The sequence below is a fragment of the Cytobacillus sp. Hm23 genome, from assembly GCF_051842895.1.
In the GTDB taxonomy this organism is placed as follows: Bacteria; Bacillota; Bacilli; order Bacillales; family SM2101; genus Nanhaiella.
Genome location: NZ_JBPXRQ010000056.1, coordinates 1 through 24,200, shown reverse-complemented (window position 1 = coordinate 24,200; position 24,200 = coordinate 1). Strand labels below are relative to the sequence as shown.

The following is a 24,200-nucleotide window of genomic DNA, read 5'->3' as shown; positions in this document are numbered from 1 at the left end:
TGAATTTCTCTGTCTGTAAAAGTCTTTTTACTCATTAAATTTTCCCCCCAATCCCTATTTTTCTTATTTATACAAAAATGTACCCTATAGGGAGACTTTTTTAAAGTGTCTACTCTATAGGGTACATTTTATAATCCTCAGGCTTTTTTATTTTTGTTCAATTATACAAATGGATGAATGATATATAGATGGTTAACCTAATACAAGAGTAAGGCTCTTTTTGACAATGTTGTTGCTATTATTACTAAGGCACATTGAGTGAACTATGTTGCCATTGCAATTACAGTGTGAATTTATTACTCAGTGGACATCATTTTTAATCAACCAAAGACAAGTTTTTCAAAGTAAGGATAGCGACAACGAATGTGATAACAGCTATTACTAAATATTGTATATAGGGGGTTATCATCTAGTCATAAAAAGCAACAATTTAAGAGAAAACAGCAAAGCTAAAGGACGTGTTACAAAATGATTGAGTTATCTTCAAAGATAACGGGTACAACTTTTAAATTATTTAAGTTGGAACAAGAGCTTAAACCTTTAGGTTATGTTATTGGTGGAAATTGGGATTATGATCATGGCTCATTTGATTATAAAATTGCCAACGAGGTCGGCTATCATTTTCTTCGTATTCCTTTTGAAGCTGTCGATGGTCAATTAGATTCAGAAGGTGTAACTGTTGAACTTGGTACCCCATTCTTACTGACACATAAATATCAAGTTGGTTTAGATGATAACGTACATGTTGGAAATGTAAATGCTTCATTTAATCAGTTTTCAGAGCCAGAAGATCCTGATGCAACAGTCCCAGCAAAGTATGTAGATATGGGAAAGTCCCTCATTAAAGATTTAGAAGAGAGGTTACTTCACTAATCCATTATGACTAACAGTTCATCTTGTGCCTTAATTAGAAATGAGTGAGAGGGGTTGACATAAGATTCATCTCCTCTTTTAACTCCTATTAATAAAATTCGCTTGCAAAGCAGACTATGGCTAACATCACGAAATGTTTGATTAATAAGGTCTGTTGTCGTTTGTATGTACATGATTTTACTACCTTTTAGATGATCTAGCATTTTAAGTAATGTGTGAGCCATTCCATGTGAGAGTAGGCTATTGACCATTACATAACTTGATAACTTGGTCGTTTGAACAATTTCATCTGCACCTGCACGTTCAGCGTTGTTCACGTGATGTGATGTTAAGATTTCAACAATACTATATATGTTACAATTTAACCCCTTGATTGCTAAAAGTGTCAGGATGGAATTCATATCTGCAGTTAATTCATCCTTGCTTTGATCAGCTGTAATTAACGCCATAATTGCTGAATTAACATTTGCTTTTTTTAAAGTATGGTCCTGAGAAGGATTTCCTTTTATAAAATGAACATTTTTGTTTGGTAAAGGATTGTGCTCTAGTGACTCGTCTATTAAGATAATTTCAATCGCTGGCTTAAGTTTTGAAAGGTGAGTGATCGTCTCGTACGCACGACCATTCCAGCCTATAATAATAATTTGATGTTCGCCTTTAAATGAGATTTTTCCCTCCATAAATTCGTTCTCCTTTGCAACTGCTGTAGCTGCAAGTGTGACAAAATATGTTGTAACAAAGCCTGTCCCAGCTAAGATAAGAATAATAGCGACAAGTCTTCCGATCGTTGAAGCTGGAACGAAGTCACCATAACCAACAGTTGAAGTAGTGATGATTGCCCACCAAATTCCATCAAATATTGTAGGAAATTGATTTGGTTCAAGTAAATGAATGATTGTACCGAATAGGATAATCATAATAATAATAATGGAAAGTATCCTATAAACAACATGCCAACGTAAGTAAGATGCTAATAGCCCACCAACTTTCACGGCCTAACCCCCAATCTAAAAGTATATCTCTCAATTTTTTTAAGCACATAAGCATTTTATTTAGAAGTTGAGTCACTTCATCATGGAGAGAATTTCTCTCATAATATTATTAAGATGATCAGTTATATTTTGGTCTCCATATTTTTCCTTAGCTTGTTCAATAGCGGAAATCACATCATCCTCAAAGTCTATAATTGGCTTGTCTGTCTCAGATTCGTTATATAGAGCTATGATTGAATCAAGCCCTTCATTTAAGCCATCAATCGTATCGCTTAGTACTTGTTTCTCGTCATTCGTCATTTTCATTGCTGTACGCCCTTTCGTTTATCGTCCCGAAAAATAATATGTATGCTAATAGTGTGTTCGATATTTGGTCAATTTTGCATAAATTTTTCTTTTTTTTGTAATGATATTGATGGAGTAAAAATTACAAAAGACTTTTTTCGTAACCGTTGTAATTTTTTTACTACAATAAAGCAGCTAGAAATGGTTTTATGAGTGCATCTTTTTTTATATTAATTCGATGACATAATTTCTAGCTGAATCTTATTTATTTCTAATACGAAAATAAGTCTTTTAAAAAGTTGGAGGCATAGTAATGGATATAAAACGAGCGAAACAAATCATTTCATCACCAAATGATATAACTGTTCATTATAACGGCGTGTCTGTGTGGATTGATAGTTGTGATGAGCAAGGGAATGTTGCTACAGTCCATATGAGAGGTAACCATGATGAAAAAAGGTCTGTACCGATTGCTGAGTTAGAAGAGATTTAAAAGAATAGGATTTACGTAAAGTGGTGAACTCTCAATGATGAGATTGCCACTTTTTTTGAATTAAGAAATAAATACGGAAGTATCTAGCATTCATGGTCGATAAAATTATGGTGCTCAGAAAAAACTTCATTTATAGTCATAAATAATAGGAAAGATTACGAAGAGAAGCACGAATTAAAACCGTTGTCATCTTGTTCAAATAAGTTACAATGGTGTAGAAGAAATAAGGAGAATGGAGGTTAGACTCAATGATTAATAAAATAGCAACTGTTGCAGTGTATGTAGATGATCAGCAAAAAGCAAAACACTTTTGGACAGAACAAGTAGGATTTGAAGTAGTGGCAGAGTTCCCAATGGGGCCAAATGCTAATTGGCTAGAAGTAGCGCCAAAAGAGGCACAATCTCATTTAGTAATATATCCAAAGGCCATGATGAAAGATTCGAATGAGAAGCAGGCATCCATTGTGTTTGATTGTGACAATGTACAAGCTACATACGAAATGTTAAAAACAAATGGCGTAGAGTTTTTAGATGAACCTAAAAAAATGGAATGGGGGACATTTGTACAGTTTAAGGATCTAGATGGTAATGATTTTTTACTTAAAGGATAGTATGAAATTATTATTTAGCAGTTAAGAACCATAGGTATATTTATCTAATTTTAGTAAAATACTCCACTTTTGCTGTTATTATGATATTCTGAATTTATTGAATATTTAAATAGTAAAGGGGCGCTTTCTTTGAAAGAACAAAATTTCAAAAACCATACTCGCTACCATGTACCATACCATTTTATCGGTCTACCAATTATTCTTGCTGCATTTATTGGAGTCATCGTTAATTTAGTGTTTGCTTTTTTAAATGGTGAGTTAGTTTGGCTTGCAACATTACTGTTAGTAGGGGTAGTTGGATTAGTAATTACGTTTATTCTCGTTCGAGAGTATATTTTGAAATTACAGGACCGTGTCATTCGAACAGAAGAGAATTTAAGAGCGTATGTGTTAACAGGTAGGTTATTAGATTCTAATTTGACAATCGATCAAATTATTGCCTTACGATTTGCTAGCGACGAAGAATTTCCTACACTTTGTGAGAAAGCCGTAAAAGAAAATTTGAAAAGGAAACAAATTAAGAAGGTGATTGTTAATTGGAGAGGGGATTATTTTCGAGCTTAACACTCCAACTCTAATGAACAATAATTAAGTTAACGTACTTTTTGTATCTATGGTGAAACTAGGAGGAGACTATACTCCTCCTAATTTAAAGAAAGACTTTAAATAGTTAGTTCTTATTGTTCTTATTAAATTCCGACATAAACATGGCTGGTATTAGCTTAAATGTGTCATTGTTAGCCAGTTGTTCCCCAAGAATATCCTCATGTTGCGATAATTGTTTAATTTCGCTCATTTCTTTGTGTAAAATTTCCATTTTCTTATCTAATTTAGCAGCGGTATCAGCTGCTTCTTTGAGCTCATTTTTGATTCTTTCAGGAATTTCCTTATTATATTTATAATATATTTTGTGTTCTAAACTTGCCCAGAAATCCATGGCAATCGTACGAATTTGAATTTCTACAGGAACTAGATCTTCCCTATCTGACATGAAGATAGGAATTTGGATAATTAAATGAAGGCTTTGGTAGCCATTTGGTTTGGGATATTCGATATAATCCTTACATTCAATGACTGTTATATCTTTTTGTTGTTCTAGCATGTCTTTTATTTTGTAAATATCAGATATAAAAGAACAAGTAATACGAATTCCTGCAATATCCTTAATGTTTTCGCTTATATAAGGTAGTGAAAGGCCAATACCTTTTCTATCGATCTTTCTTAATATGCTTTCTGGGGACTTCAAGCGAGAGTTAGTATGCTCAATGGGATTATAGTCGTGTATATATTGAAATTCTTGTTTTAATATATCAATTTTCGTATTCACTTCAGCTAAAGCAAACTTGTAAGACATCATAAAGCGAATTAAATCTTTTTTGAATGATCTTATTTGCTCTAAATTATTTTGTGATTTTGCATCCATAGTCGTCGTCCTTTTCGTGTTTTATACCTATCTGGATAGCTGTTTGTTATTTGTAAATCCTTGTAGAAATAATAAATGACAGTTTGTAATATGTCAAAAATGAGATGATCTAAATGGTTGGTATATAAATATTAAGACTAATAGTTAGACTCCATATATATTTATATATGGAGTCTAGCAAAGCTCTCAAGCAATTTAATTTAATTTAATTTAATATAGCTATTTTAAGTACGTATTCGAGACGAGTATATCAGAAAGTACTTCAGTTGGGATTTCAAACCATACTATTCCATAGTAAGCAGGTGCAACTGCTGCTTCATCAAACGAAATGACTAACTTACCATCGTTGTTTATATAAAATTGTTGGTTAGGTTGAATTTTTTCCCACGGATCTCGTTTTAAATATTGCATATCGACATCTGGATGTGAAATCCAAAACGTAAGTTCTTCGTTTTCAATCATGCCTGTCATTTGATTTAAAATATTTTCACTTATCACGTCTACATAGCTTTCATCTTTAAACAGGCTAGGGAGGGTGATTAGTAATTCATTTTCTTTATCAATTGTATCATATTGAATTGTTTGTTGAGCTGATCCTGCGACATCAACAACGAGTCTACCTATAGATAAAATTTGTTCGTTATCTGTCTTAATTTCATAATCACTGGAAAGAGCGAAATTCCCTCCAGAATCCTTTTCATCTTCCATTTTTGCCATAAAACCATTAAATAGCTGTTGGCTTTCTTCAAGGTATTTTTTATTTAAGGTTGTTTCTAATGAGGAATTTTCCATATCTTTAACGGCAGGTACTTTAATATCTACTTTAAATTTTTCGTCAGTTACTTCATACTCTCTAAAAGTAAGCACCTTCACTATACTACCAATGATGGGAGTTTCTGATAATGTACTAGCAATTGTTGGATTAATATTAAGGCTAGATACAAAAAGTATCGTTGCTGCAGCTAATCCAGCGAAATACCACTTCTTCTTTTTCTCCCTACCTTGCTTTAATGCCTTATTAACGACATCATCTAAATCCTTAGGGATCGGAATGCGATTATACTCTTCTTGTGCTTTGGTAAAGTGTTTTTTCATGTATATCTGCCTCCTCTAAATAATCATCGTCGATTTTTATACGTAATAATTGTAGAGCTTTGTATAAGCGCGATTTGATCGTGCTCACATTCTCATTTAACACATTTGCCACCTGTTCTAATGTTAAGTCTTCGAAATATTTAAGGATGATAATGGTTTTGTATTTATCTGGTAAATACTCGATGATCATTTCCAAATTAAGTTGTTCATAGTTGTCGTATTTACTTGGACTTATTAACTCCATTGTATGTGTATCAACTACGCTAACTTTTTTATTTTTCCTTATGAAATCCAAAGAGGTATTAACGACTATACGGTAGTACCAACTTTTTAAAGAATTTTTATCTTGGAGAGTATGAATGGATGTTAGGGCTTTTTGTATCGATTCTTGAACAATATCTAATGCATCCTCAGAGTTTTTCACATAGCTATAGGCTAACCTATAGCATTTCTGTTTGTGTTCCAAGATGAAGTTCGTCAGTTGTTGTTCTGATATTTCTAATCTTTTGCTCATAACATTCTTCCCTCCTTTGATGTTTTTTGCCCTATACGATATAGACGTATTAAGGTGAATGAAAAGTTGAATGAAATGAAAAAAAGATGTAAGCTCTCTATTTCTTTTTTTTTGCTAAGACCAAAATGCTGGTTTTTGCTTTTCAAGTTAGGGAATAAACACGTACACATCTAGAGTTCGTGACATCTTTTCTTAAGTAACATGATGACCAATTTAATCAAGCTTATCGTATTAATTTTAGTGACAAGCACAACAAAGGTTTCAAAAAAATCTTTTAAAAAATCTTCCTAATCGGCTGTATATAATTCTCAAACTAAATATGATTGGAGAAGTTACGAAAGTTTAGAAACAAAGAGCTAATGAGAGGATTTTTGAAATGGTATGTCTTACAAATCGAAAAGAAAGTGGAGGATATTTAAGGAAAAGGCTCTTTTCGTAAACTTTGTCGCTATCGAGACTAATTAAGAAAAGCATTTAATAATTTTATGGCAATTGACCATATTTTAAAATGAGAAAAGATGCCACGAATAGCAGGTTTATACGTATTTTGAAAAGCAATAATCAATGCGAAAATAGCTAAAGGAAAAGTGAAGGAGGTTGAGAGAGAAAAGGCGTTGATATATATGTATCAACGCTTTTGTTCTTCTTTATTTCAACATTTTTCTTAGTGCTTTCTTTCCCAATTTATATATCATTTTTTTTCCAACTGTCCCTTTTTTTATTGATTTGCTGCTTCTAAGAATTTTAGTTAATCTATACAAATTTTTCCCTGCTTTATAAATGGACATATCGATCCTCCTACAGAGCTTTTAAAAACATTATATTAGACTTGATATTAAATTCCTAGTAACAACATATGAACATAAAAGTAGGTCATGACTAATTGTCTGAAAGGGTGTATATAGTTGATAAAATGTTAATCTATATTGTCTTGTATAATAAGCGACCATGTGCGGAATAATAAGACACAATTCATTGATATCCTCCGTAAAGCCCTGTTTGTTATGAGCAGGGCTCATTTAATTCATTTGCTCAAGTAAATCGACTCACGTCAAATACAGACAGCTAGAATACATAATGAGCATTCCTGCTTCGCATTTTATCCATTAAAGATAATTATTGTAAATAAAGAAAATATTAGTTTTTTTATATTTTGTAATATTCAAAATCACATCGTTATCACATAATATTTCTTTCTTCCTTCACACTCCTATCAAACTTTCAACAATTTTATTATTTATCATATAGCTACAGTGTTAAACAAGTTATCTATTAAATGAATTTCAAATCTATTCCACAAGATAGGAGGAAAAATAATTTGAGATTATCAACTAAGTCAATAGCTGCTACAGCATTAGCAGCAACTTTAGCTACGAGTACAATCTTGCCAAATTATGCGTTTGCTCAAGCAAATCAAGGCGTAGTTTCTAATGTAGCTACAGAGGATATCGTTCTTGCACCTGTTAATATGCAAAAAGTATTAAACGAAATTGCTGCTAGTAAAGTGATTATGGATTCATATAAGACAGCAATATCAACACAAGGAACGATTCAATCAGACATACTTCCAGATTTACCTACCTATCAACAAATTGCTAGAGATCATGCTAGTGATTATACGAATAATTTAAATGAATTATTAATTGATAGGGACCTTGATGTTGTAGATTTTGCTGACGAATTCACTGTTTATTATGATCTTCTTATTGAGGCTTTAGATAGCATTGAAGCAGGGGATGAACAAGCGCGTAATGACTTCAAAGATTTATTAGATTTATTGCAGTCAGACATACAATATTATCGGGACGATGCAAACGATACGATGTTTTCATATCAAGTGTATAAAGACGATTTGCAGGAAGATCACTTTAATTTTCAAAATGCAGCAACCACAGCACTTAATACAATTGAATTAGAAGATGAAAAAAGTAAACTCGTTCTTGAGCAGCTTCATGACTTAGGCGTTGAAATATCTAATGAAAATACAATCTTAACTGGAGAGTATATAGAAGCTGGAGTTGTAGGGCTAGAACTGACAACCTACTTACTAGAAATGGCTGTGGAATTCGAGCTGACGCCAACCCCGATAGGAATTGCTTTAGCTACATTTACCATCATATATGGTGCGGTGAATGGAAATAAGGAATTGCAGGAAAAACAAGAAAAGGTAAAAGAATTGACCGAACAATATAATGATATTGTCCTCGGGTTAAAAGGAATACAAAGTCAAGCTGCAATTTTAGCTGGTATACAGCTACAGCTTAGTAATTTCTATAATGCTAATGATGGTATTATTCAATCAACTAGAAGTCTTTATAAGGAATGGGATTCCGCCTATGTTGGAATTCAAAACTTAAAAGATAAATTTGAACAGGGTGAAATTAGTATTGAAGAAATACGTAATATATTACTTAACGCTAAACAGAGCTGGCAAAACAATGGTGCCCAAGCTAGCTATATTAACAATCAACTTCATTTAAAAAATTCTGTTGAAAATGCTACTACTGGAAGCTGAATTAACTAGAGTAAATTTCTTAAATAACATGTTGTTTTTTGTACTAAAATCTATGATTTTCTTAAGCTATAGCAACGGCTTAATTGATGTTATTAAGTCCAAACAACGTTTACGAAAAGTATTAAAAAAATGATACTAAAAAAGGGAGAGGCTTAAAATGAAAAAGACAACAAAAGTAGTTACGGCATCTTTACTAGCGTTAACAATTGCAGGAAATTCAATACCATATAATGTATTTGCAGAGGAAGTAGTCACAGTTGAAGATACTCAGCTGCAAGATTCTGAGATGGGAGATAATATAGATTTGTTTCAGAATCGGGCACAACAGTTGATATCTGATAAACTTGCACTTGATATATATGCAAACACAATATTAGCACAGGGAACTATTAAACAGATTCAGTTTAATGACGATGATGGGAAACTAGTAACAGTTCCTATTGATATACATCAAGCAACAGCGAAAGAAAATGCCTCTTATTGGAGAGATGATCTTGAACCCAAAATGATTAAACTGAACAACGATATAAGGTCTTCTGCTGATGACTTTCAGTACTATACTGATTATGCTATTGAATATTTAAATTCATCGGATATAGATAGTGCAAAAGAAATGATAGCAGCTATGATTGATGAAACGAATGACAACGTAACAAATGTAAATAACACGATTGAAGACATGAAAGCATTTAGTACTGATCTTACGAAGGATTCAACAGATTTAAAAAGTGACAAAGACCAACTTGATACATGGCTAGGAAAAAATGGAGAAGATGGTTATGCAATTGATCAATTAAATAAAGATATTGCAAACTTTGAAAAACAGATGGATTCACTTAGACAACAAGAATTAGATGTTGCTCTCGCTTCTGCTGGAGCTGGGGTAGCGTTATGGATAGGAGCAGGAGTAGTGCTGGCTGTTGCTCCTGAAACATCTCCGTGGATTATTGGAGGTATGGCTGCTGGTGGGGTACTAGCAGTTGGGGGAGGAGTCGGTACATCAGTTGGTGTTTATCAATCAAAAATTAATGATGTAAAGCGGGAGTATATCGCAGCAATGGATGAATTAACTGATTTACAAAAACAATCAGCAGGATTTAAAATTGCCGAAGAACAAGTTAGTTTAATGGTTGAAAAAATAGACAAGGCAATTGTAGCACTTAATGATGTAAAAGATACGTGGGTTACTTTGCAAAATGACTTAGGTTATTTACTTGATCACCTCACAACTGCTGATACTAATGTAGAAGATAAAATCTCAAGAGCTAAAGCAGAGCTTAAAATATCTCAAAGTAAATGGGCAGCTGTTTATGCAGATACAAATTTACTGAACACATTTGGCCAAGCTGTATCTGTTGCTGATCTTGACGATTACCAATTTGATGCACCAACCAATTTATCAGCAAATATTAGTACCTCTTCAGTTACTTTAAATTGGGACAAGCCGACTTTTGCTTCAAAAATCAACGGAGATAATATCACGTATGATGTATCACTTGATGGCACAGTAAAGCAAAGTAAACTAACAAATACAAGTGTTGTATTATCAGGAGATAATGCTCCTTCAGGTGAACACACTTATACAGTTCGGGCATTTGATGGCACAGTTTATTCAGATGTAGCAACAATAACAATTACAAATTAACAATATTAGCTGCCCCGTAAACAACTTTAATTGTAGGTAAGGGGCAGCTATAAATTATTCATTGCATGGATAAGTCCAGTAATAGTGAAAAGGAGATAAAATAATATGGAAAATAATCGGTATTACAGCATGTTAGTGTCTCTGAAGTACGGGTTACTTATCGCATGGGTGATCTCCATATCTTTTGTCCGAATGAATGAAATTGTAGGTGTACTTGGTTTATTATTGGCTTTAATGTATGCATTAATATTGATTTATTTAGTGAAGGATACAAGACGAGATTTTACAAAAAAGCTTCCTATTATATTCCTTCAATTATTAATTACAATTATCCTTGTTTCTTTTAGTGTATGGAGTCTAGCTGAAATTTTTTAATACGTTGATTTGAAGGAGTCCATTTTTACGAAGGGGTGAGGATGTTGATAAGAAAGTTTTTTTCTTTATTGTTAGTTACATTAGTCCTTCTTAATACAGGAATAATAAATCATTCATATGCTGCTGAGAACGACTCTGATACTACTGTAGTAACAAATGCTGAAAATGATATTTCTATAGATCCTGTACAAATACAAGATAATGTTAATAATTTGTCTCATATGATTCAGCAGGTAGAAGAATACGCATTAGCTATCAAAGAAAAAACGATTGAAGATGAACTGGGTTCAAGTTCTAATTTTGCTGACCATCAACTAACATCTAAAGAGCACGCTGATACATGGTTATACGATATAAATAATCAAATGTATAAAGTTGTCAGTGATGTGGTTGACTATAGCAACGACTTCGAGCAAGCTTACACTCAAGCCAAGGTGCTTATTAGTGAATTGAATGATAATGCTGATTCTAGTGGTCAGTTATTATCATTACTATTAGAAATGAAAGGAAAGGTTGCTGAGAAGTTAGCAACAATTGATGAAGTTCAACCTAAGTTAAAGGATTTTGATGCTGATCTGACGAATGATGTTACAAACTTTACAGATGATAAAAATGAGGTAGAATCGGAAATTTCTCATAAACAAAATGAGATTAAAGCACTTCAGGCCGAGATAGACGACCTAAATAAGAAAATGAAAGAGAAAACGCCTGTTACAACTTGTAACTATTACGGGTGTACCGTAACATATGTACAAAAATATGATAATACGCAATTACAGAAGGACATAACGAGTAATCAAAATGATATAGATAAATTAAATGAAGAAATTAACACATTAAGTAACTTTCAAAATGAAATACAATCTTTGATTGACAAAATAAATACGGTTGCAAATAACTTGACACTTACAAATATTAGGGATGCGTGGGTAGTTCTTGATTATAGCTTTGAACAATTAATTAATGTCTTAAATAAAACTGATGTAGATAACCATCCAGCACTATTGAATCCACAAATGGATATTGCTAATTCTAGATGGAAAGATATAAAGGAAGTTGCTCTCACACTTCAGGAAAGTATGGTTTTTAATGAACCATATAATAAATTTACGCCCCAATCGATAGATCACTTTCGAAATGTTCTCGTTAATCCAAATGAGTATACGATTGAAGCTGTGGTAACACCTTATGAATTAACAGACTTTGAACGCATTTTCCAGGCTCATAATGAAAATAATGGAAAGAAAACAACGATATTTTTTAATAGCAATGGTAGGATTTCTTTTGAAGCTGTTGGAAATTCTTATGATAGAATCAACTCTAGCGATGGCGTTGCACAAGTTGGTCATCAAATTTATGTTGCCATGACTTATAGTGTGAACGGTGACGGACAGCATGTAACAAAAGCTTTTGTTAATGGCGAAAAAATTGGTGAAACAGTATCATCTTCCTTATCTTATATTGACGATGTTATGTATATAGGGTCAACTGATGGAAAAACGAATGTCTTTAATGGGGCATTTACCAATTTGCGTTTCTCGAATATTGCTCGAACTGAAAATGATATAAAGTTAGATTATGAGCAAGGTGTAAGCAAAGATATTAATACTATTGTTTATATGGATTCAGATAATACGCTAGAAATTACTTATAATGAGCATCATCAAACTGATACAGATAGTACGATTGATATATCAAAATCACCAAAAGCGGTAAGTTATTATTATGTGGATGCTGTAAAATTTGTATTTACTACTAAAGAAAATAAAGATCTATCAGGAGTTAGTATTAGCTATCGGTTAAATAATGATACTGTGATAAATGAACGTATGCAGCAAATGTCTGATGGGACATGGATTTACTATGTTCCTATAAAAGATGGGGATAGAATAAAATATTCATTTTCTTACGGATTAAATGAAAATGGGCTTCAGTACAATGAACATACAGACCAGTATATTTATACTGTGCCTTTTAACTCTTATCCTACTGCATAATCTAGATAAAGGAGAAAATAATATTCTAAGCAAAATATAACGCTCCGTTCTTAATTGAGCGGAGTTCTTTTGAATGTTTGTGTATGACATGCTATGTGTTGACGATTTTGTACTCGATAATGGTGGTGTGAATAATACGCTAGAGAGTTGGTGTCCTAAGCCAAAAATTCACTTTATTACGAAGAGGTTAGTTTGATGTAAAAGCAATAGCTTCTGGAGCACCTCCAACAAGAACATTTGCAATGATTGAATGAGATTTTGTATCTATAACTGCGACAGTATTTTGCGAATCACACCCAACGTATGCTAATTTCCCATCTGGAGTAAATTCCACAAAACGTTGACCGCTGTCTACTAGGATTGTAGCTATAACTAAATGAGATTTTGTATCTATAACAGTGACTGTTGTGCCACTTAAAGTACCGACATATGCAAAATTGCCATTTGGTGATATAGAAATATTATTTGGTCGGTTATCATTATTTCCTACAGGAATAGTACTGATAACGGATTGAGTTTGTACGTCAATTACTGAAACAGAACCTATATCATTTGGATTTGAATTTACAACATAGGTTAGTTTTCCATCTGGTGTAATAGCTAAACTGGCAGGTGCTATTCCGACGCGTACCGTAGTTATATAAGTTTGCGTTTTTGCATCAATAACCGATACGTTGTTAGATGAAAAGTTTATAACATAAACAAGCTTTCCGTCAGGTGTTATTGCTACAGCAATCGGCCTAGTTCCAACGGCTACATTCGCAATCACTGAATGTGCCTTCGTATCGATGACCGATACACTACCTAAATTAGTATTATTCACCACATAAGCTAATTTCCCATTAGGTGTAAAGGCAAAAGCTTCTGGACGTATATTTACCGGCACAGTTGCAATAACTGAGTGTGTTTTTGTATCTATAGCTGATACGATATTTGTCCCACTAATAGTCGCATAGGCGAGTTTTCCATCAGGTGTGAAAGATATATCAACGTTTTGTGAGAAGAAACCAGCAGTACTACCAATTTGCATAGTAGCGATTATGGAATGTGTTTTTATATCAATGGCGGATACTAAACTAACTGCATTAGTTATATCTGTAATTAAAACATAAGCGAGTTTTCCGTTCGGAGTGATATTAATTTTATTTGGAATATTACTAAAAGGGATTGTGGCGATTGTGGAGTGCTTTTTGATATCAATAACAGACACAGAACCTGAGTTTTTACTGTCATCTTTGTTTACTACATAAGCCAAAACCATCATACTTACCTCCTTACAAATGTGCAATCCTCATTCATGGATATAGATCAAGAACTAGCCTAGACTGGGAGTAGGTTTAGGAATTTCAAAAGTCAAACGGTACGTTGAGGCGTGTACTTGGTCGTTTTGTATCGGGCTGTGAATAAGAGTTAGATAGACAGGATATACTGATTTACTGGTTGGTAAGAGCCTTTTCGGACTCCCTCCGGAAAAAGCCCCGTTCGTATTGAGTGGGGCTAATTCGGTGTGAAGGCCAAATTAAATGGATTAGTACCAGCTGGAATGGAGGCGATGATAGAGTGCGTTTTAACATCAATGGCTGTTACAGTGCCCGGGTTATTATTATTCGGGAGATATGCTAATTTTCCATCCGGAGTGAAATTGATAAAAAGACCAGTACCGGATAAAACGTCTGTATCTATGTTAGAAATAATTTTGTGTGTTTTCGTATCAATAACACAGATAGCATTAGTAACGTTATTACTTATTACTGAAAAATAAGCAAATTTTCCATCGGGTGTTACAGAGAGATCAAATACGGGGCCTCCAGTCTGAATCGTTGCAATTACGCTATGCGTTTTAACATCGATGACTGAGACAGTGTTATCAAATATATTAGTGACATAAGCAAGCTTTCCATCTGGTGTAAATGCTACTCTAAACGACATGATTCCAACTGAAATAGAAGCAATAACAGAATGCGTCTTTACATCGATAACTGAAACTGTAGAAGGGTCATTTCCATTAGAGCCAGTTACATAAGCGAGTTTACCATTGGGAGAAAGTTCTGTATCTTGCGGGGTTCCTTCAACATTTATAGTTGCTATAACGGAATGAGTTTTCACGTCAATAACGCATACAGTACTCGGATTTGTCACATAGGCGAGTTTTCCATCAGGAGTAAACGAAATAAAAAATGGGCCATCACCAACCTCCACAGTAGCAATCACACTGTGTGTTTTTACATCAATTACCGAAACTACAGTATCTCCACGTCCCGTCACATAAGCAAGTTTACCATCAGGTGTAAATTCAACGAAAGCTGGCCTCGCACCTACTTGAACAGAAGAGATAACGCTATGAGTTTTCGTATCAATAACGGAAACAGTCACACCACCACTATTGGTGACATAAGCGATTTTACCGTCCGGTGTGAATGCAACATCTTGAGGATTCATACCGACTGACATTGTAGCAATCACGCTATGAGTTTTCGTATCAATAACCGAGATACTACCACCGACTATATTTGTTACATAAGCCAGTACCACCGAGCGACCGACCTCCTTTACTAATTCGTATGTTTCAATATATGCTCAAATATTAATCGTGAGTATTAAAAAAGCCCCGTTCATAATTAAACGGGGTAAATTACTAGTTCAGCAAGGCGAAGCTTTCCTTCGCTACATATTATTTATGTTCCAAGGCTTGCCGATGTTTGGATTAATAACTAATGTAGCAAAATTTATACCAAAATTCCTTCCGTAAACCACACTTGTGGCCTTCTTCACATGTTCAATTCCGCCCTTAACCGCATTCTTAATCATTTGTTCGCTAAATTTCAGATTCATAATGAAAGTCTACGATTAATTCTCCGAATGTGTCATAACTTTTTGCTAGCACTATGCAGCGTGGACAATATGAGCTGTTTTCTGCCTAAGCCAGCGGTAAGTCATTAGACTTAAAAAACCCCGACAACGTTGATATGACGGGGTTTTTGTAAGTTTTATCGTATAATGGAGCATAGCGGCCTCGAACCGCTGACCTCTACACTGCCAGTGTAGCGCTCTCCCAGCTGAGCTAATGCCCCTTATATGGAAAATAATATCATGAATATTGAACATAGATCAATATTCATATTTTCAGAATGTAAGTGACATTACAGGCTCTCTATTTCAATACTGCTCACACCTGGGATTTTTTGAACTGTATAGTACACATCTGTCGTATAACGTTTTTGATCGACGGTTATTTTCATTTGGATCAACTTAGTTTCTTCAGAATCTTTAATCCGAATATGCTTTAGTGTAATTTCTTCCTGTTGAAGGCTAGTTAGTATGTTTGAAACTTGGGTATTGTCTTGAACGATGAGTTTAAGTAGAATTTCTTTTTCGCGTAGTTTTTTTGGACCTAGTAAGCCTATTAAGATGGGTACGATTTCAACACTAATGATGAGTAAAATAACACCTGCAATTGCTGCCCAATAAAAGCCTGCTCCTACAGCGATACCTATGCCAGCAGCTCCCCATATCATTGCAGCTGTCGTTAATCCTGATATACTGTCATTCCCTCTCCGTAATATAACACCAGCACCTAAAAAGCCAATCCCTGAAACGATTTGAGCAGCTAAACGTAATGGATCCATCGTGATGCGATTGCTGTCTGGAAATTGATAAGCAGATTCAATCGAGACAATCGTTAATAAACAACTTACAATAGATATAACGAGACTTGTCTTTAATCCAACGGGTTTCCTTTTTAGTTCCCGCTCTAAACCTATAATTAAGCCTAATATGGCAGATAAGCCTAGTTGTAACAAATGAGAAGTTTCAATCATAAAACATCACCTTTAGATAAGTATTTTAGAAGAGAAATATACATTCGTATGTTAAAATATTTTACAAGTGTAGAATTTGTAATGATAAGAATTTTCAAATCATTTAGATATTACTTAAGGGGATTCAGTTTTTTAATAGGTTTTTTTCGCATCGTTTGTTGTTAAACGCACTAATACTTAAGCATTTAATCATCTCTAACAATCGTAGCATCTTTACATTTGTCAAAGGGCTGAAACAAGTAAAAAAACTATTTAACAGTTTCTAATTTAGTAACAATAGCAACAATGTTTATGAAAAGAGCCTTTTAATAAAATATACGATTTTATTTAGGAGGCATTGGATGAATATTTTGATCTTCGGTCTTGTGTCATATTTACTTGGTACGATCATGACAGGCCTTTTTGTAACCAAGTTTTACGCAGGTGTTGATATACGAGATCATGGAAGTGGAAATATTGGTGCGCGGAACACCGGACGTATTGTTGGAAAAAAAGGTTTTATTCTTACGTTCTGTGGTGATGCATTAAAAGGAGCAGTTGTTGTTGGAATTGCAAAACTGCTGTCATTTTCACTAGAAATTCAATTGCTTGGTCTACTACTTGTAGTGATGGGTCATATTTGGCCTATAACTCTTCGTTTTAAGGGTGGAAAAGGAATATCATCATTATTAGGTGGATTGCTTGTGTTTGATGAGCTAATTTGTTTATTGTTGCTAATATTCTTTTTCGTTTGTTATTTAGTTATGCGTAGTTTTACTCTTGCTGGTTTAGCCGCAATTTCTCTGTTGCCACTAATATTGTTATTTCTAAATTATTCAATACCGAGTGTTGTTATTGCAATATTTATCGTTTTAATTATAATTTTTGCTCATAGAGATAATGTTTTCTTGAGATGGAAAACATAGTTATTTTATCTTAACATGTTAATTTAAAATAAAGAAAAGTTAATTATGTTTTCCCGATATTAATAACCTCATAATTTATAAACGGAGCTGATGGATATGGGATACATTTATAAAGTTGCAAAAAACGCTGATGAATTGAATCAAATTCATTCGTTAAACTATGAAACTTTTGTAGAGGAAATTCCACAACATGGTTCGAATACATCAAAGGAATTAGTAGACCAATTTCATGATGAAAATACATATCTAATATGTAAGCACCGAGATGAAGTGATTGGGATGGTTGCCTTGCGACATAATAGGCCATTTTCATTAGACAAAAAAATAGGCAAAGTAGAAGGACAGTTACCTGTTAATGCTTCATTTCCATGTGAAATAAGGCTATTAGCTGTAAAAAAAGAGTATCGTAATGGGAGGGTTTTTGTAGGGCTTGCTCAATTATTAGCTAGGTATTGTTTGAAAAAAGGATATGATCTAGCTGTAATATCGGGAACAACTCGCAGAGCTAAATTATATGCTCAATTGGGCTTTCAACCATTTTCACAACTTGTAGGGAAAGAAGATGCTTATTTCCAACCGATGTATTTAACAAGAGATACATTTGAAGAATCAGTGGCTGGACGTTTGATGCCGACGATAAAATCGTTTCTACCCGGACCTGTATCTATTAGAGAAGAAGTTGCAGAAGCGTTAAGTGAAAAGCCGATTTCTCATCGATCTACTGAATTTCATAAATTGTTGAATAAAGTAAAAGGGAAACTATGTAATTTAACGAATGCTATGGATGTGCAGTTGCTAATGGGAACGGGGACACTAGCAAATGACATGATAGCTATGCAATTAAAACTAAACAGAGGAAAAGGGCTAATTCTTGTAAATGGTGAGTTCGGAAACAGGTTAGTAGACCATGCCAATAGATGTGGGCTGCAATTTGATATGATAGAAAAAACGTGGGGAGAACCTTTTTGCTCAGAAGAAATTAAAAGAAAAATACACCAGTCAGAATATTCATGGTTATGGGCAGTTCATTGTGAAACATCTACCGGTATGATCAATGATATTGACGCACTTAAAGAACTAAGCACAGCACATAATATTAAATTGTGTTTAGATTGTATAAGTACGATCGGGATTATACCTGTAGATTTGAAGGATGTTTTTTTAGCCTCAGGGGTAAGTGGGAAGGGATTAGGAGCTTACACTGGCATATCATTTGTTTATCACAACAACTCAATAAAATCATCTCCACTTATTCCAAAATACTTAGATTTAGGTATCTATATCGAAAATGAAGGAGTGGCTTTCTCTTCCTCATCAAATTTATTAAGTGCTCTTCATACTGCATTAGATTGCTATGAAACACTAGAAAAGTTCACTCATATACATAAACAATATTCGTTCATACGATCGGAAGTAGAGCGCATAGGCTTGAAGATCTTGGTAGCTGAAGAATTTTCATCACCAGGTATTATGACAATCGTTGTTCCCTCGCACTTACTTTCTACCGATATAGGAGATGAATTATATATACAGGGATACTACCTTCATTATGAAAGTAGCTATTTAACAGCGAATAATTGGCTGCAAATTGCCTGTATGAATAGATATGATAACCAAGACATCGTAAATATGATAAAACATTTAAAAAACGGGATAGGTCATATAAACCATTGTGTGTAACATTTCCCATCAACTGTCGTCTATTGTTATGAGAGTACAGGTGCATTAGACAATTTTCAGAAAGGTGGAAAAGAAATGAAGAAGTTCTCTGTAATTAGTTTTTGTATAGTAGCGTTAAGCATTCTGTTTGGCTTGTTCTTTTATCAATTTCGTCCAGCCATTGCGAGTGACTTATTAGATATTAATGAACAATCAGTCGTCTTCCCAAATAAAATGTGGGAAATTTCATTTTCATCACCAGTAGATGAATCAACCATATCATCACAATCTGTCTATATAAAAAATAGCCAGAATGAAAAGGCGGACGTTAGTCTACTGTTAAGTGAAGATAAAAAGCTATTAACGATTACTGCTCCAGCAGACGGTTATGAAGTAAAGGAAGACTACACACTTGTTATTACTTCGGAAGTCGCTCTAGATTCGGGGAAACGATTACCTTCTAATACGAACTTTTCTTTCACAGTCATACCTGAAATCCCTACAATTGGATCGAAAGAAGAGCTGCAGGAATATTTCCAAGGTATTATTGATTTCTATGAAACGAACAGAGATATGACAGTTATGGAAGAAAAGGCAGATGCTGAAGCATCTACATTATCAGAAGACAATTCATTTTCAGAAACGAATAATCAAGTGCAAGGTGTAGATGAGGCGGATAGAGTAAAAACTGATGGAGAATATATTTACCATATTTCTAACCAGGATGTGATCATTACAAAGGCCGTTCCAGCGGATGCTATGGAGGTAGTTGCGACTATTTCTAACAAGGAATTTTCTCCTTCACAACTATTTATTGAAGGTGATAAACTAATTGTGATTGGCTCAACTTACGGTACACAATATTATGAGGAAGCAACAAGGAGTTTAATTGCTCCTATAGAACAGGTCACAAACGCATATGTATATGATATAACTAAACGTGATAATCCAATAGAAGTGAAAGCAGTTTCTTTAGAAGGAAGTTATGTTACAGCGAGGAAAATAGATTCAATTATCTATCTTGTGGCTAATCAATATCCTCATTATTGGATACTAAAAGATGAAGAGCAAATTGATTTACGACCGAGTTATTATGATTCAGCTGTGAGTGATGATTTACAAATGGTGAATTATGATGAAATAAGTTATATTCCAGATTCAAAAGAAGCCAATTATATGATGATAGGAACTTTTGATATAAATACCCCTGATGAAGAGATGAAGGTAACAACTTGGTTAGGTAGTGGACACAATATCTATATGTCTACGGAAAACCTTTATGTAGCAGTTACTAAGTTTCCGATGATATCTACCTTCGAAAAGCTCATGGAAGAACCATCTACGCAAAGTACTGAAATATATAAATTCTCAATTGATGGTCGAGATGTAAAATTTTATAGCTATGGTGAAGTTAATGGAACAGTATTAAATCAATTTTCTATGGATGAAGCTGAAGGGTATTTTCGCATCGCTACAACTTCAGGCGAGGTGTGGAATGATGAACGCCCGTCCTCAAATAACTTATATGTTTTAGACGACAAAATGTCCACAGTAGGTTCTTTAGAGGATTTAGCAATGGGTGAGCGAATTTATTCAGTTAGGTTTATGAATGACAGAGCTTATGTTGTCACATTTAAACAAGTAGATCCATTATTTGTTCTCGATTTGAGTAATCCTCATAAACCAGCAGTATTGGGCGAATTAAAAATCCCTGGATTCAGTAACTATTTACATCCTTATGACGAAAACCATATTATCGGCTTCGGGCAGAATACTACACTCGTTGCGAATAAAGATCCGAATATAGAGCCTAGAGTTATAACAGATGGAGTGAAGATTTCACTTTTTGATATTACTGATGTAACAAATCCACAGGAAAAATTCACAGAAATTATTGGAGGTAGGGGAACTTACTCGCCATTGAATTATGACCATAAAGCATTACTATTTAACAAGGATATGAACTTATTCGCATTTCCAATTGCAATATATGATAACAAAGAAGATAGTGAATTTGAACAAATCTTTTCATTTCAAGGAGGGTATATATATCATTTAGACTTGGAGAATGGTTTTCAGTTAAGTTCAACGGTAACACATCAACAAGAAAACATTTTGTACCCAGATTGGGAGAACGAAATATACCGACTTATCTATATTGATGAAGTACTATATGCTCTATCACCTTCAACCATTACAGCACACAATCTAGGCACGTATGAAGAGATTAATAAGATTCTAGTGAAGTAGTGTGTGATCAGTTAGTATTTTATTATTAAGTAATGCTGTTTTCGTAATGATTATTGCTTTTCGTTCTAATGTATGAGCGCGTTTACGTCTTATGTTCGTGTATCTTTTCTACTATTATAATTGTTGAGCTCTCAAAATATTTATCATTCTGTTTGTATAGTAATGCTTTTTTCGCATTGATTGTTGTTTTTCGTATTAAGAAATAAACACGTAGTCAACTAGCGTTCGTGGCATCTTTTCTACTGTTCAACAATGACTAACATATAAAAACACTTTTTATGGGACAAATTTGATAACAATAGACGAAAAGAACGTTGAGTAAAAATAAGTTAGCTAGGGGTCTGAACCAATTTTGGTATAGACCCTTTAGCTTAGCTCTTTAGATATTGAAGGGGAATAGGTGTGTGCTAGTCTAATTTTTGTTTATTGTTCAATAAGTTATTGTTACAAGAGAAAGGGTTGTTATGAAAAAATTAATCTTAAATCCTTATGCTGCACTTATAATAGGGGTTATTTCTGTTTCTACTTCTGCAGTAATCGTAAAAGTCATTACAGCACCCGCACCTGTTATCGCATTTTATAGGATGCTGTTTGCAGTTCTATTTATTTCTCCAATTTTCTTGATGAAAAATGTGAAAGAAATGGTTCTCATGTCTAAGCGAGAATGGATATATTCTATTGGGGCAGGTATTTTTCTAGCTTTTCATTTTATCCTTTGGTTTGAATCTCTACAGTATACATCTGTAGCGAGTTCTGTTGTGTTTGTATCTCTTCAGCCGTTATTTGCATTTGTAGGAACAATGGTGTTTTTTCAAGAAAGAATAACATTCAAGGCATTTATGACTGGTTTGTTAGCTATTATCGGTAGCTTTATTATAAGCATAGGGGATTTTAGACTAAATGGTAGTGCATTGCTTGGGGATATACTAGCTATATTTGCGTGTGTTATGGTTACAGCTTATTTGTTATTAGGTCAGTATACTAGAAAACGCTTGGCAGTCATTACGTATACTTTTGTTGTTTACGGAGTGAGTACGATCACATTATTTATTTATGTAGTGTTGCTAGGTTATCCATTATTGCAATATCCAACGACTGATTGGTATTACTTTTTATTATTGGCAATTGTTCCAACCTTATTAGGGCATAGCCTTTTTAATTGGACATTAAAGTGGTTAAGTACCGCAACTGTTTCGATAGGTATTTTATTCGAACCAGTAGGAGCTTCAATTTTGGCATATTTCATTCTAGGTGAACAACTAATTTGGACACAAATAATAGGTGGTGCCGTTATCATTTTTGCAATTGGTCTTTTTATAGTAGAAAGCAATGCAAGAAGGTTTGAAAAGTCAATCAAATAGCACTGTTTAATATAACCCAAAAGCTGGAGTACATTTGAGAAGGCCGATTTCGCATTGCTTGTTGATTTTTTTACGAGTAAATAAACATGTATTAAAACAATAGCAACAAAGTAATTGTAAAGAGTCATTACAATATATAGTTTTTATTACCTATGTTAGCAATAATCATTTTAAATGAGTTGATGGAATGAGAAAGTCTTATTTCTTTCCGATACACTGACAAAGCTTTGTAATTAGGTCTTGATGTTTGAGATAACAGGTAAGCAGATTCGAGCGATCCTATTCTCCTTCTTTTATTTAGTGCTTCTATCATTTCTTCAGCAGTCTTTATTCCAATCCCATGCCCGAAATATAAATCGTCTTCGAGGACAATCGCGTTTTCACCCTGCCACTCAGGTGTAGCAGGATTATAATCTGGGTTGTTAAAATATATACAATCACCAGGTAGAAAGTCATTCCCTGCTTTCGTTATTAACCCTAAATCTTTATCATAATGCCAATCGTAAAGGGTAAGGTTCGCAAATAACCTGTTAAAGTCATTCTCTTCTATTGACTCTAATAATGCTTTATAAAAAATAATTACCATAGCTGTCGCACATTCAAAAGCATATTTTTTACCATTGATAAAAATATCGCGAATCCCCGTGGAAGATTTGATTCCTTCTTTTAAGTCAAATGCACCCATATCAGTGAGATGCCAATACTCTTCATTGCATTTTGAGTTTGCAAAAGTCGCAAACTTTGCACCGCTATATAATAAATCTTTTGCCGCTTCAACAGTTTTAGTTCTTACATATATTTCAAAATGAAATTGTTTTATATTATCATATACATATCTTTCAGGGTAGTAAGCCATTTTATTAATGATCTCTTGTTGTGAGCTATAAAAATAATTAATGTCCAAATCAATTGGATCAATTAGCTTATCGTTTATAATAATCACTTTATCTCCCCCTTATCAAAATAGCCTTCAGTACTTACATATCATATATATATGATATAAAAAGATAGTTACTACAAGATTTAATGTTACAAATTGAGTTACACCTTTTTAAAACATTATTCATTTTCTTGAAAAACATGTTGCATTAAGATAATTATCGTGATATATTATTTCTTGTCGCTGCTAATAAACAGCTACTTAAGAAAAAAATAAAAAACATATTGACACTTGAGTGCTGAAGATGTTATATTAATTAAGTCGCCTCTGAGCGATAACGCAGAACAATGTTCTTTGAAAACTAAACAAAACAAAAGCGTCAACGTTAATTTTTTTTGAACAAATGAGCAATCAAACTTTATTGGAGAGTTTGATCCTGGCTCAGGACGAACGCTGGCGGCGTGCCTAATACATGCAAGTCGAGCGAACCAAAGGGAGCTTGCTCCCGG

Annotated in this window: 24 protein-coding genes, 1 tRNA gene and 1 rRNA gene; 14 read left to right on the top strand and 12 right to left on the bottom strand. The window is 33.8% G+C overall.

Annotated elements, in window-relative coordinates:
• The first annotated feature begins 468 nt into the window (after window positions 1–468).
• Window positions 469–873, top strand: a complete 405-nt coding sequence (locus ACSVDA_RS22565) for a YugN-like family protein (protein WP_320209501.1) — start codon at window positions 469–471, stop codon at window positions 871–873.
• Here the strand turns inward: ACSVDA_RS22565 and ACSVDA_RS22560 are convergent.
• Window positions 870–1,865: a potassium channel family protein gene (locus ACSVDA_RS22560; RefSeq protein WP_485886340.1), complete on the bottom strand. Its 996-nt coding sequence runs from the start codon at window positions 1,863–1,865 to the stop codon at window positions 870–872. The two genes, ACSVDA_RS22565 and ACSVDA_RS22560, sit on opposite strands and share 4 nt — an antisense overlap.
• A gap of 72 nt (window positions 1,866–1,937) precedes the next feature.
• On the bottom strand, window positions 1,938–2,171 hold the full coding sequence (locus tag ACSVDA_RS22555) for an atypical membrane-integrating protein (Mistic protein) (RefSeq protein WP_485886338.1): 234 nt from the start codon (window positions 2,169–2,171) through the stop codon (window positions 1,938–1,940).
• Window positions 2,172–2,463: 292 nt separating this feature from the next.
• Here ACSVDA_RS22555 and ACSVDA_RS22550 point away from each other — a divergent pair, with 292 nt between their 5' ends.
• The 3 genes from ACSVDA_RS22550 to ACSVDA_RS22540 all read left to right on the top strand — a co-directional run bounded on the left by ACSVDA_RS22550 (window position 2,464) and on the right by ACSVDA_RS22540 (window position 3,818).
• Window positions 2,464–2,643 carry an H-type small acid-soluble spore protein gene (locus ACSVDA_RS22550; protein ID WP_485886336.1) on the top strand — a complete coding sequence of 60 codons (180 nt, stop codon included), beginning with the start codon at window positions 2,464–2,466 and terminating at the stop codon, window positions 2,641–2,643.
• Between the two features lie 248 nt (window positions 2,644–2,891).
• A complete protein-coding gene (locus ACSVDA_RS22545; RefSeq protein ID WP_485886334.1) occupies window positions 2,892–3,254 on the top strand; it encodes a VOC family protein in 363 nt (120 codons plus the stop codon).
• A 129-nt stretch (window positions 3,255–3,383) separates the two neighbouring features.
• Window positions 3,384–3,818 (top strand): DUF6526 family protein, encoded by a 435-nt coding sequence (locus tag ACSVDA_RS22540; RefSeq protein WP_485886332.1) that lies wholly within the window; start codon window positions 3,384–3,386, stop codon window positions 3,816–3,818.
• 106 nt (window positions 3,819–3,924) lie between these two features.
• Here ACSVDA_RS22540 and ACSVDA_RS22535 read toward each other — a convergent pair whose 3' ends face one another.
• The 4 genes from ACSVDA_RS22535 to ACSVDA_RS22520 form a co-directional block, all read right to left on the bottom strand.
• On the bottom strand, window positions 3,925–4,677 hold the full coding sequence (locus tag ACSVDA_RS22535) for a GTP pyrophosphokinase (RefSeq protein ID WP_485886330.1): 753 nt from the start codon (window positions 4,675–4,677) through the stop codon (window positions 3,925–3,927).
• Window positions 4,678–4,896: 219 nt separating this feature from the next.
• Entirely contained in the window at window positions 4,897–5,772 is an 876-nt protein-coding gene (rsiV, locus tag ACSVDA_RS22530) for an anti-sigma-V factor RsiV (protein WP_485886328.1), read from the bottom strand.
• Window positions 5,735–6,286: an RNA polymerase sigma factor SigV gene (gene sigV / locus ACSVDA_RS22525; RefSeq protein ID WP_485886326.1), complete on the bottom strand. Its 552-nt coding sequence runs from the start codon at window positions 6,284–6,286 to the stop codon at window positions 5,735–5,737. The genes rsiV and sigV overlap by 38 nt, the downstream gene beginning before the upstream one ends.
• Window positions 6,287–6,933: 647 nt before the next feature.
• Complete coding sequence (locus tag ACSVDA_RS22520) at window positions 6,934–7,074, bottom strand: hypothetical protein (RefSeq protein ID WP_485886324.1); 141 nt, start codon at window positions 7,072–7,074, stop codon at window positions 6,934–6,936.
• 530 nt (window positions 7,075–7,604) lie between these two features.
• Here ACSVDA_RS22520 and ACSVDA_RS22515 point away from each other — a divergent pair.
• From ACSVDA_RS22515 to ACSVDA_RS22495, 5 genes are all read left to right on the top strand, one after another.
• The gene (locus ACSVDA_RS22515; RefSeq protein WP_485886322.1) at window positions 7,605–8,801 is read left to right on the top strand and encodes an HBL/NHE enterotoxin family protein; all 1,197 of its coding nucleotides are present in this window, start codon (window positions 7,605–7,607) and stop codon (window positions 8,799–8,801) included.
• A gap of 157 nt (window positions 8,802–8,958) precedes the next feature.
• Window positions 8,959–10,446, top strand: coding sequence for an HBL/NHE enterotoxin family protein (locus ACSVDA_RS22510; protein ID WP_485886320.1), 1,488 nt, complete (start codon window positions 8,959–8,961; stop codon window positions 10,444–10,446).
• Between the two features lie 105 nt (window positions 10,447–10,551).
• Window positions 10,552–10,821, top strand: coding sequence for a hypothetical protein (locus ACSVDA_RS22505; RefSeq protein WP_485886318.1), 270 nt, complete (start codon window positions 10,552–10,554; stop codon window positions 10,819–10,821).
• A 44-nt stretch (window positions 10,822–10,865) separates the two neighbouring features.
• Complete coding sequence (locus ACSVDA_RS22500; protein ID WP_485886316.1) at window positions 10,866–12,818, top strand: HBL/NHE enterotoxin family protein; 1,953 nt, start codon at window positions 10,866–10,868, stop codon at window positions 12,816–12,818.
• Between the two features lie 73 nt (window positions 12,819–12,891).
• Window positions 12,892–13,014 carry a hypothetical protein gene (locus tag ACSVDA_RS22495; RefSeq protein ID WP_320257868.1) on the top strand — a complete coding sequence of 41 codons (123 nt, stop codon included), beginning with the start codon at window positions 12,892–12,894 and terminating at the stop codon, window positions 13,012–13,014.
• Here ACSVDA_RS22495 and ACSVDA_RS22490 read toward each other — a convergent pair.
• The 5 genes from ACSVDA_RS22490 to ACSVDA_RS22470 all read right to left on the bottom strand — a co-directional run bounded on the left by ACSVDA_RS22490 (window position 13,006) and on the right by ACSVDA_RS22470 (window position 16,636).
• The gene (locus ACSVDA_RS22490; RefSeq protein ID WP_485886314.1) at window positions 13,006–14,079 is read right to left on the bottom strand and encodes a cytochrome D1 domain-containing protein; all 1,074 of its coding nucleotides are present in this window, start codon (window positions 14,077–14,079) and stop codon (window positions 13,006–13,008) included. The two genes, ACSVDA_RS22495 and ACSVDA_RS22490, sit on opposite strands and share 9 nt — an antisense overlap.
• Window positions 14,080–14,315: 236 nt before the next feature.
• The gene (locus tag ACSVDA_RS22485) at window positions 14,316–15,350 is read right to left on the bottom strand and encodes a cytochrome D1 domain-containing protein (protein ID WP_485886312.1); all 1,035 of its coding nucleotides are present in this window, start codon (window positions 15,348–15,350) and stop codon (window positions 14,316–14,318) included.
• A gap of 132 nt (window positions 15,351–15,482) precedes the next feature.
• Window positions 15,483–15,650 carry a hypothetical protein gene (locus ACSVDA_RS22480; RefSeq protein ID WP_485886310.1) on the bottom strand — a complete coding sequence of 56 codons (168 nt, stop codon included), beginning with the start codon at window positions 15,648–15,650 and terminating at the stop codon, window positions 15,483–15,485.
• A gap of 166 nt (window positions 15,651–15,816) precedes the next feature.
• A tRNA-Ala gene (locus ACSVDA_RS22475) sits at window positions 15,817–15,889 on the bottom strand.
• 69 nt (window positions 15,890–15,958) lie between these two features.
• Window positions 15,959–16,636 (bottom strand): MgtC/SapB family protein, encoded by a 678-nt coding sequence (locus ACSVDA_RS22470; protein WP_320209485.1) that lies wholly within the window; start codon window positions 16,634–16,636, stop codon window positions 15,959–15,961.
• 341 nt (window positions 16,637–16,977) lie between these two features.
• Here ACSVDA_RS22470 and ACSVDA_RS22465 point away from each other — a divergent pair, with 341 nt between their 5' ends.
• The 4 genes from ACSVDA_RS22465 to ACSVDA_RS22450 all read left to right on the top strand — a co-directional run bounded on the left by ACSVDA_RS22465 (window position 16,978) and on the right by ACSVDA_RS22450 (window position 22,811).
• Entirely contained in the window at window positions 16,978–17,541 is a 564-nt protein-coding gene (locus tag ACSVDA_RS22465) for a glycerol-3-phosphate acyltransferase (RefSeq protein WP_485886307.1), read from the top strand.
• 96 nt (window positions 17,542–17,637) lie between these two features.
• Complete coding sequence (locus tag ACSVDA_RS22460; protein ID WP_485886305.1) at window positions 17,638–19,221, top strand: aminotransferase class V-fold PLP-dependent enzyme; 1,584 nt, start codon at window positions 17,638–17,640, stop codon at window positions 19,219–19,221.
• A gap of 75 nt (window positions 19,222–19,296) precedes the next feature.
• Window positions 19,297–21,450: a beta-propeller domain-containing protein gene (locus ACSVDA_RS22455; RefSeq protein WP_485886303.1), complete on the top strand. Its 2,154-nt coding sequence runs from the start codon at window positions 19,297–19,299 to the stop codon at window positions 21,448–21,450.
• 464 nt (window positions 21,451–21,914) lie between these two features.
• Entirely contained in the window at window positions 21,915–22,811 is an 897-nt protein-coding gene (locus tag ACSVDA_RS22450) for a DMT family transporter (RefSeq protein WP_485886301.1), read from the top strand.
• A 127-nt stretch (window positions 22,812–22,938) separates the two neighbouring features.
• Here ACSVDA_RS22450 and ACSVDA_RS22445 read toward each other — a convergent pair whose 3' ends face one another.
• Complete coding sequence (locus tag ACSVDA_RS22445; protein WP_485886299.1) at window positions 22,939–23,754, bottom strand: protein-glutamine gamma-glutamyltransferase; 816 nt, start codon at window positions 23,752–23,754, stop codon at window positions 22,939–22,941.
• Between the two features lie 355 nt (window positions 23,755–24,109).
• On the opposite strand from ACSVDA_RS22445, the gene ACSVDA_RS22440 reads away from it, so the two are divergent.
• Window positions 24,110–24,200: ribosomal RNA gene (locus ACSVDA_RS22440) — 16S ribosomal RNA — on the top strand; the annotation flags it as partial.

What these genes read in the sequence shown, in the direction of transcription:
- ACSVDA_RS22565 (WP_320209501.1), top strand. Translation starts at nt 469, where the DNA reads ATGATTGAGTTATCTTCAAAGATAACGGGTACAACTTTTAAATTATTT.
- ACSVDA_RS22555 (WP_485886338.1), bottom strand. Translation starts at nt 2,171, where the DNA reads ATGAAAATGACGAATGACGAGAAACAAGTACTAAGCGATACGATTGAT.
- ACSVDA_RS22550 (WP_485886336.1), top strand. Translation starts at nt 2,464, where the DNA reads ATGGATATAAAACGAGCGAAACAAATCATTTCATCACCAAATGATATA.
- ACSVDA_RS22545 (WP_485886334.1), top strand. Translation starts at nt 2,892, where the DNA reads ATGATTAATAAAATAGCAACTGTTGCAGTGTATGTAGATGATCAGCAA.
- ACSVDA_RS22535 (WP_485886330.1), bottom strand. Translation starts at nt 4,677, where the DNA reads ATGGATGCAAAATCACAAAATAATTTAGAGCAAATAAGATCATTCAAA.
- rsiV (WP_485886328.1), bottom strand. Translation starts at nt 5,772, where the DNA reads ATGAAAAAACACTTTACCAAAGCACAAGAAGAGTATAATCGCATTCCG.
- sigV (WP_485886326.1), bottom strand. Translation starts at nt 6,286, where the DNA reads ATGAGCAAAAGATTAGAAATATCAGAACAACAACTGACGAACTTCATC.
- ACSVDA_RS22520 (WP_485886324.1), bottom strand. Translation starts at nt 7,074, where the DNA reads ATGTCCATTTATAAAGCAGGGAAAAATTTGTATAGATTAACTAAAATT.
- ACSVDA_RS22510 (WP_485886320.1), top strand. Translation starts at nt 8,959, where the DNA reads ATGAAAAAGACAACAAAAGTAGTTACGGCATCTTTACTAGCGTTAACA.
- ACSVDA_RS22505 (WP_485886318.1), top strand. Translation starts at nt 10,552, where the DNA reads ATGGAAAATAATCGGTATTACAGCATGTTAGTGTCTCTGAAGTACGGG.
- ACSVDA_RS22495 (WP_320257868.1), top strand. Translation starts at nt 12,892, where the DNA reads ATGTTTGTGTATGACATGCTATGTGTTGACGATTTTGTACTCGATAAT.
- ACSVDA_RS22490 (WP_485886314.1), bottom strand. Translation starts at nt 14,079, where the DNA reads ATGGTTTTGGCTTATGTAGTAAACAAAGATGACAGTAAAAACTCAGGT.
- ACSVDA_RS22480 (WP_485886310.1), bottom strand. Translation starts at nt 15,650, where the DNA reads ATGAATCTGAAATTTAGCGAACAAATGATTAAGAATGCGGTTAAGGGC.
- ACSVDA_RS22470 (WP_320209485.1), bottom strand. Translation starts at nt 16,636, where the DNA reads ATGATTGAAACTTCTCATTTGTTACAACTAGGCTTATCTGCCATATTA.
- ACSVDA_RS22465 (WP_485886307.1), top strand. Translation starts at nt 16,978, where the DNA reads ATGAATATTTTGATCTTCGGTCTTGTGTCATATTTACTTGGTACGATC.
- ACSVDA_RS22460 (WP_485886305.1), top strand. Translation starts at nt 17,638, where the DNA reads ATGGGATACATTTATAAAGTTGCAAAAAACGCTGATGAATTGAATCAA.
- ACSVDA_RS22455 (WP_485886303.1), top strand. Translation starts at nt 19,297, where the DNA reads ATGAAGAAGTTCTCTGTAATTAGTTTTTGTATAGTAGCGTTAAGCATT.
- ACSVDA_RS22450 (WP_485886301.1), top strand. Translation starts at nt 21,915, where the DNA reads ATGAAAAAATTAATCTTAAATCCTTATGCTGCACTTATAATAGGGGTT.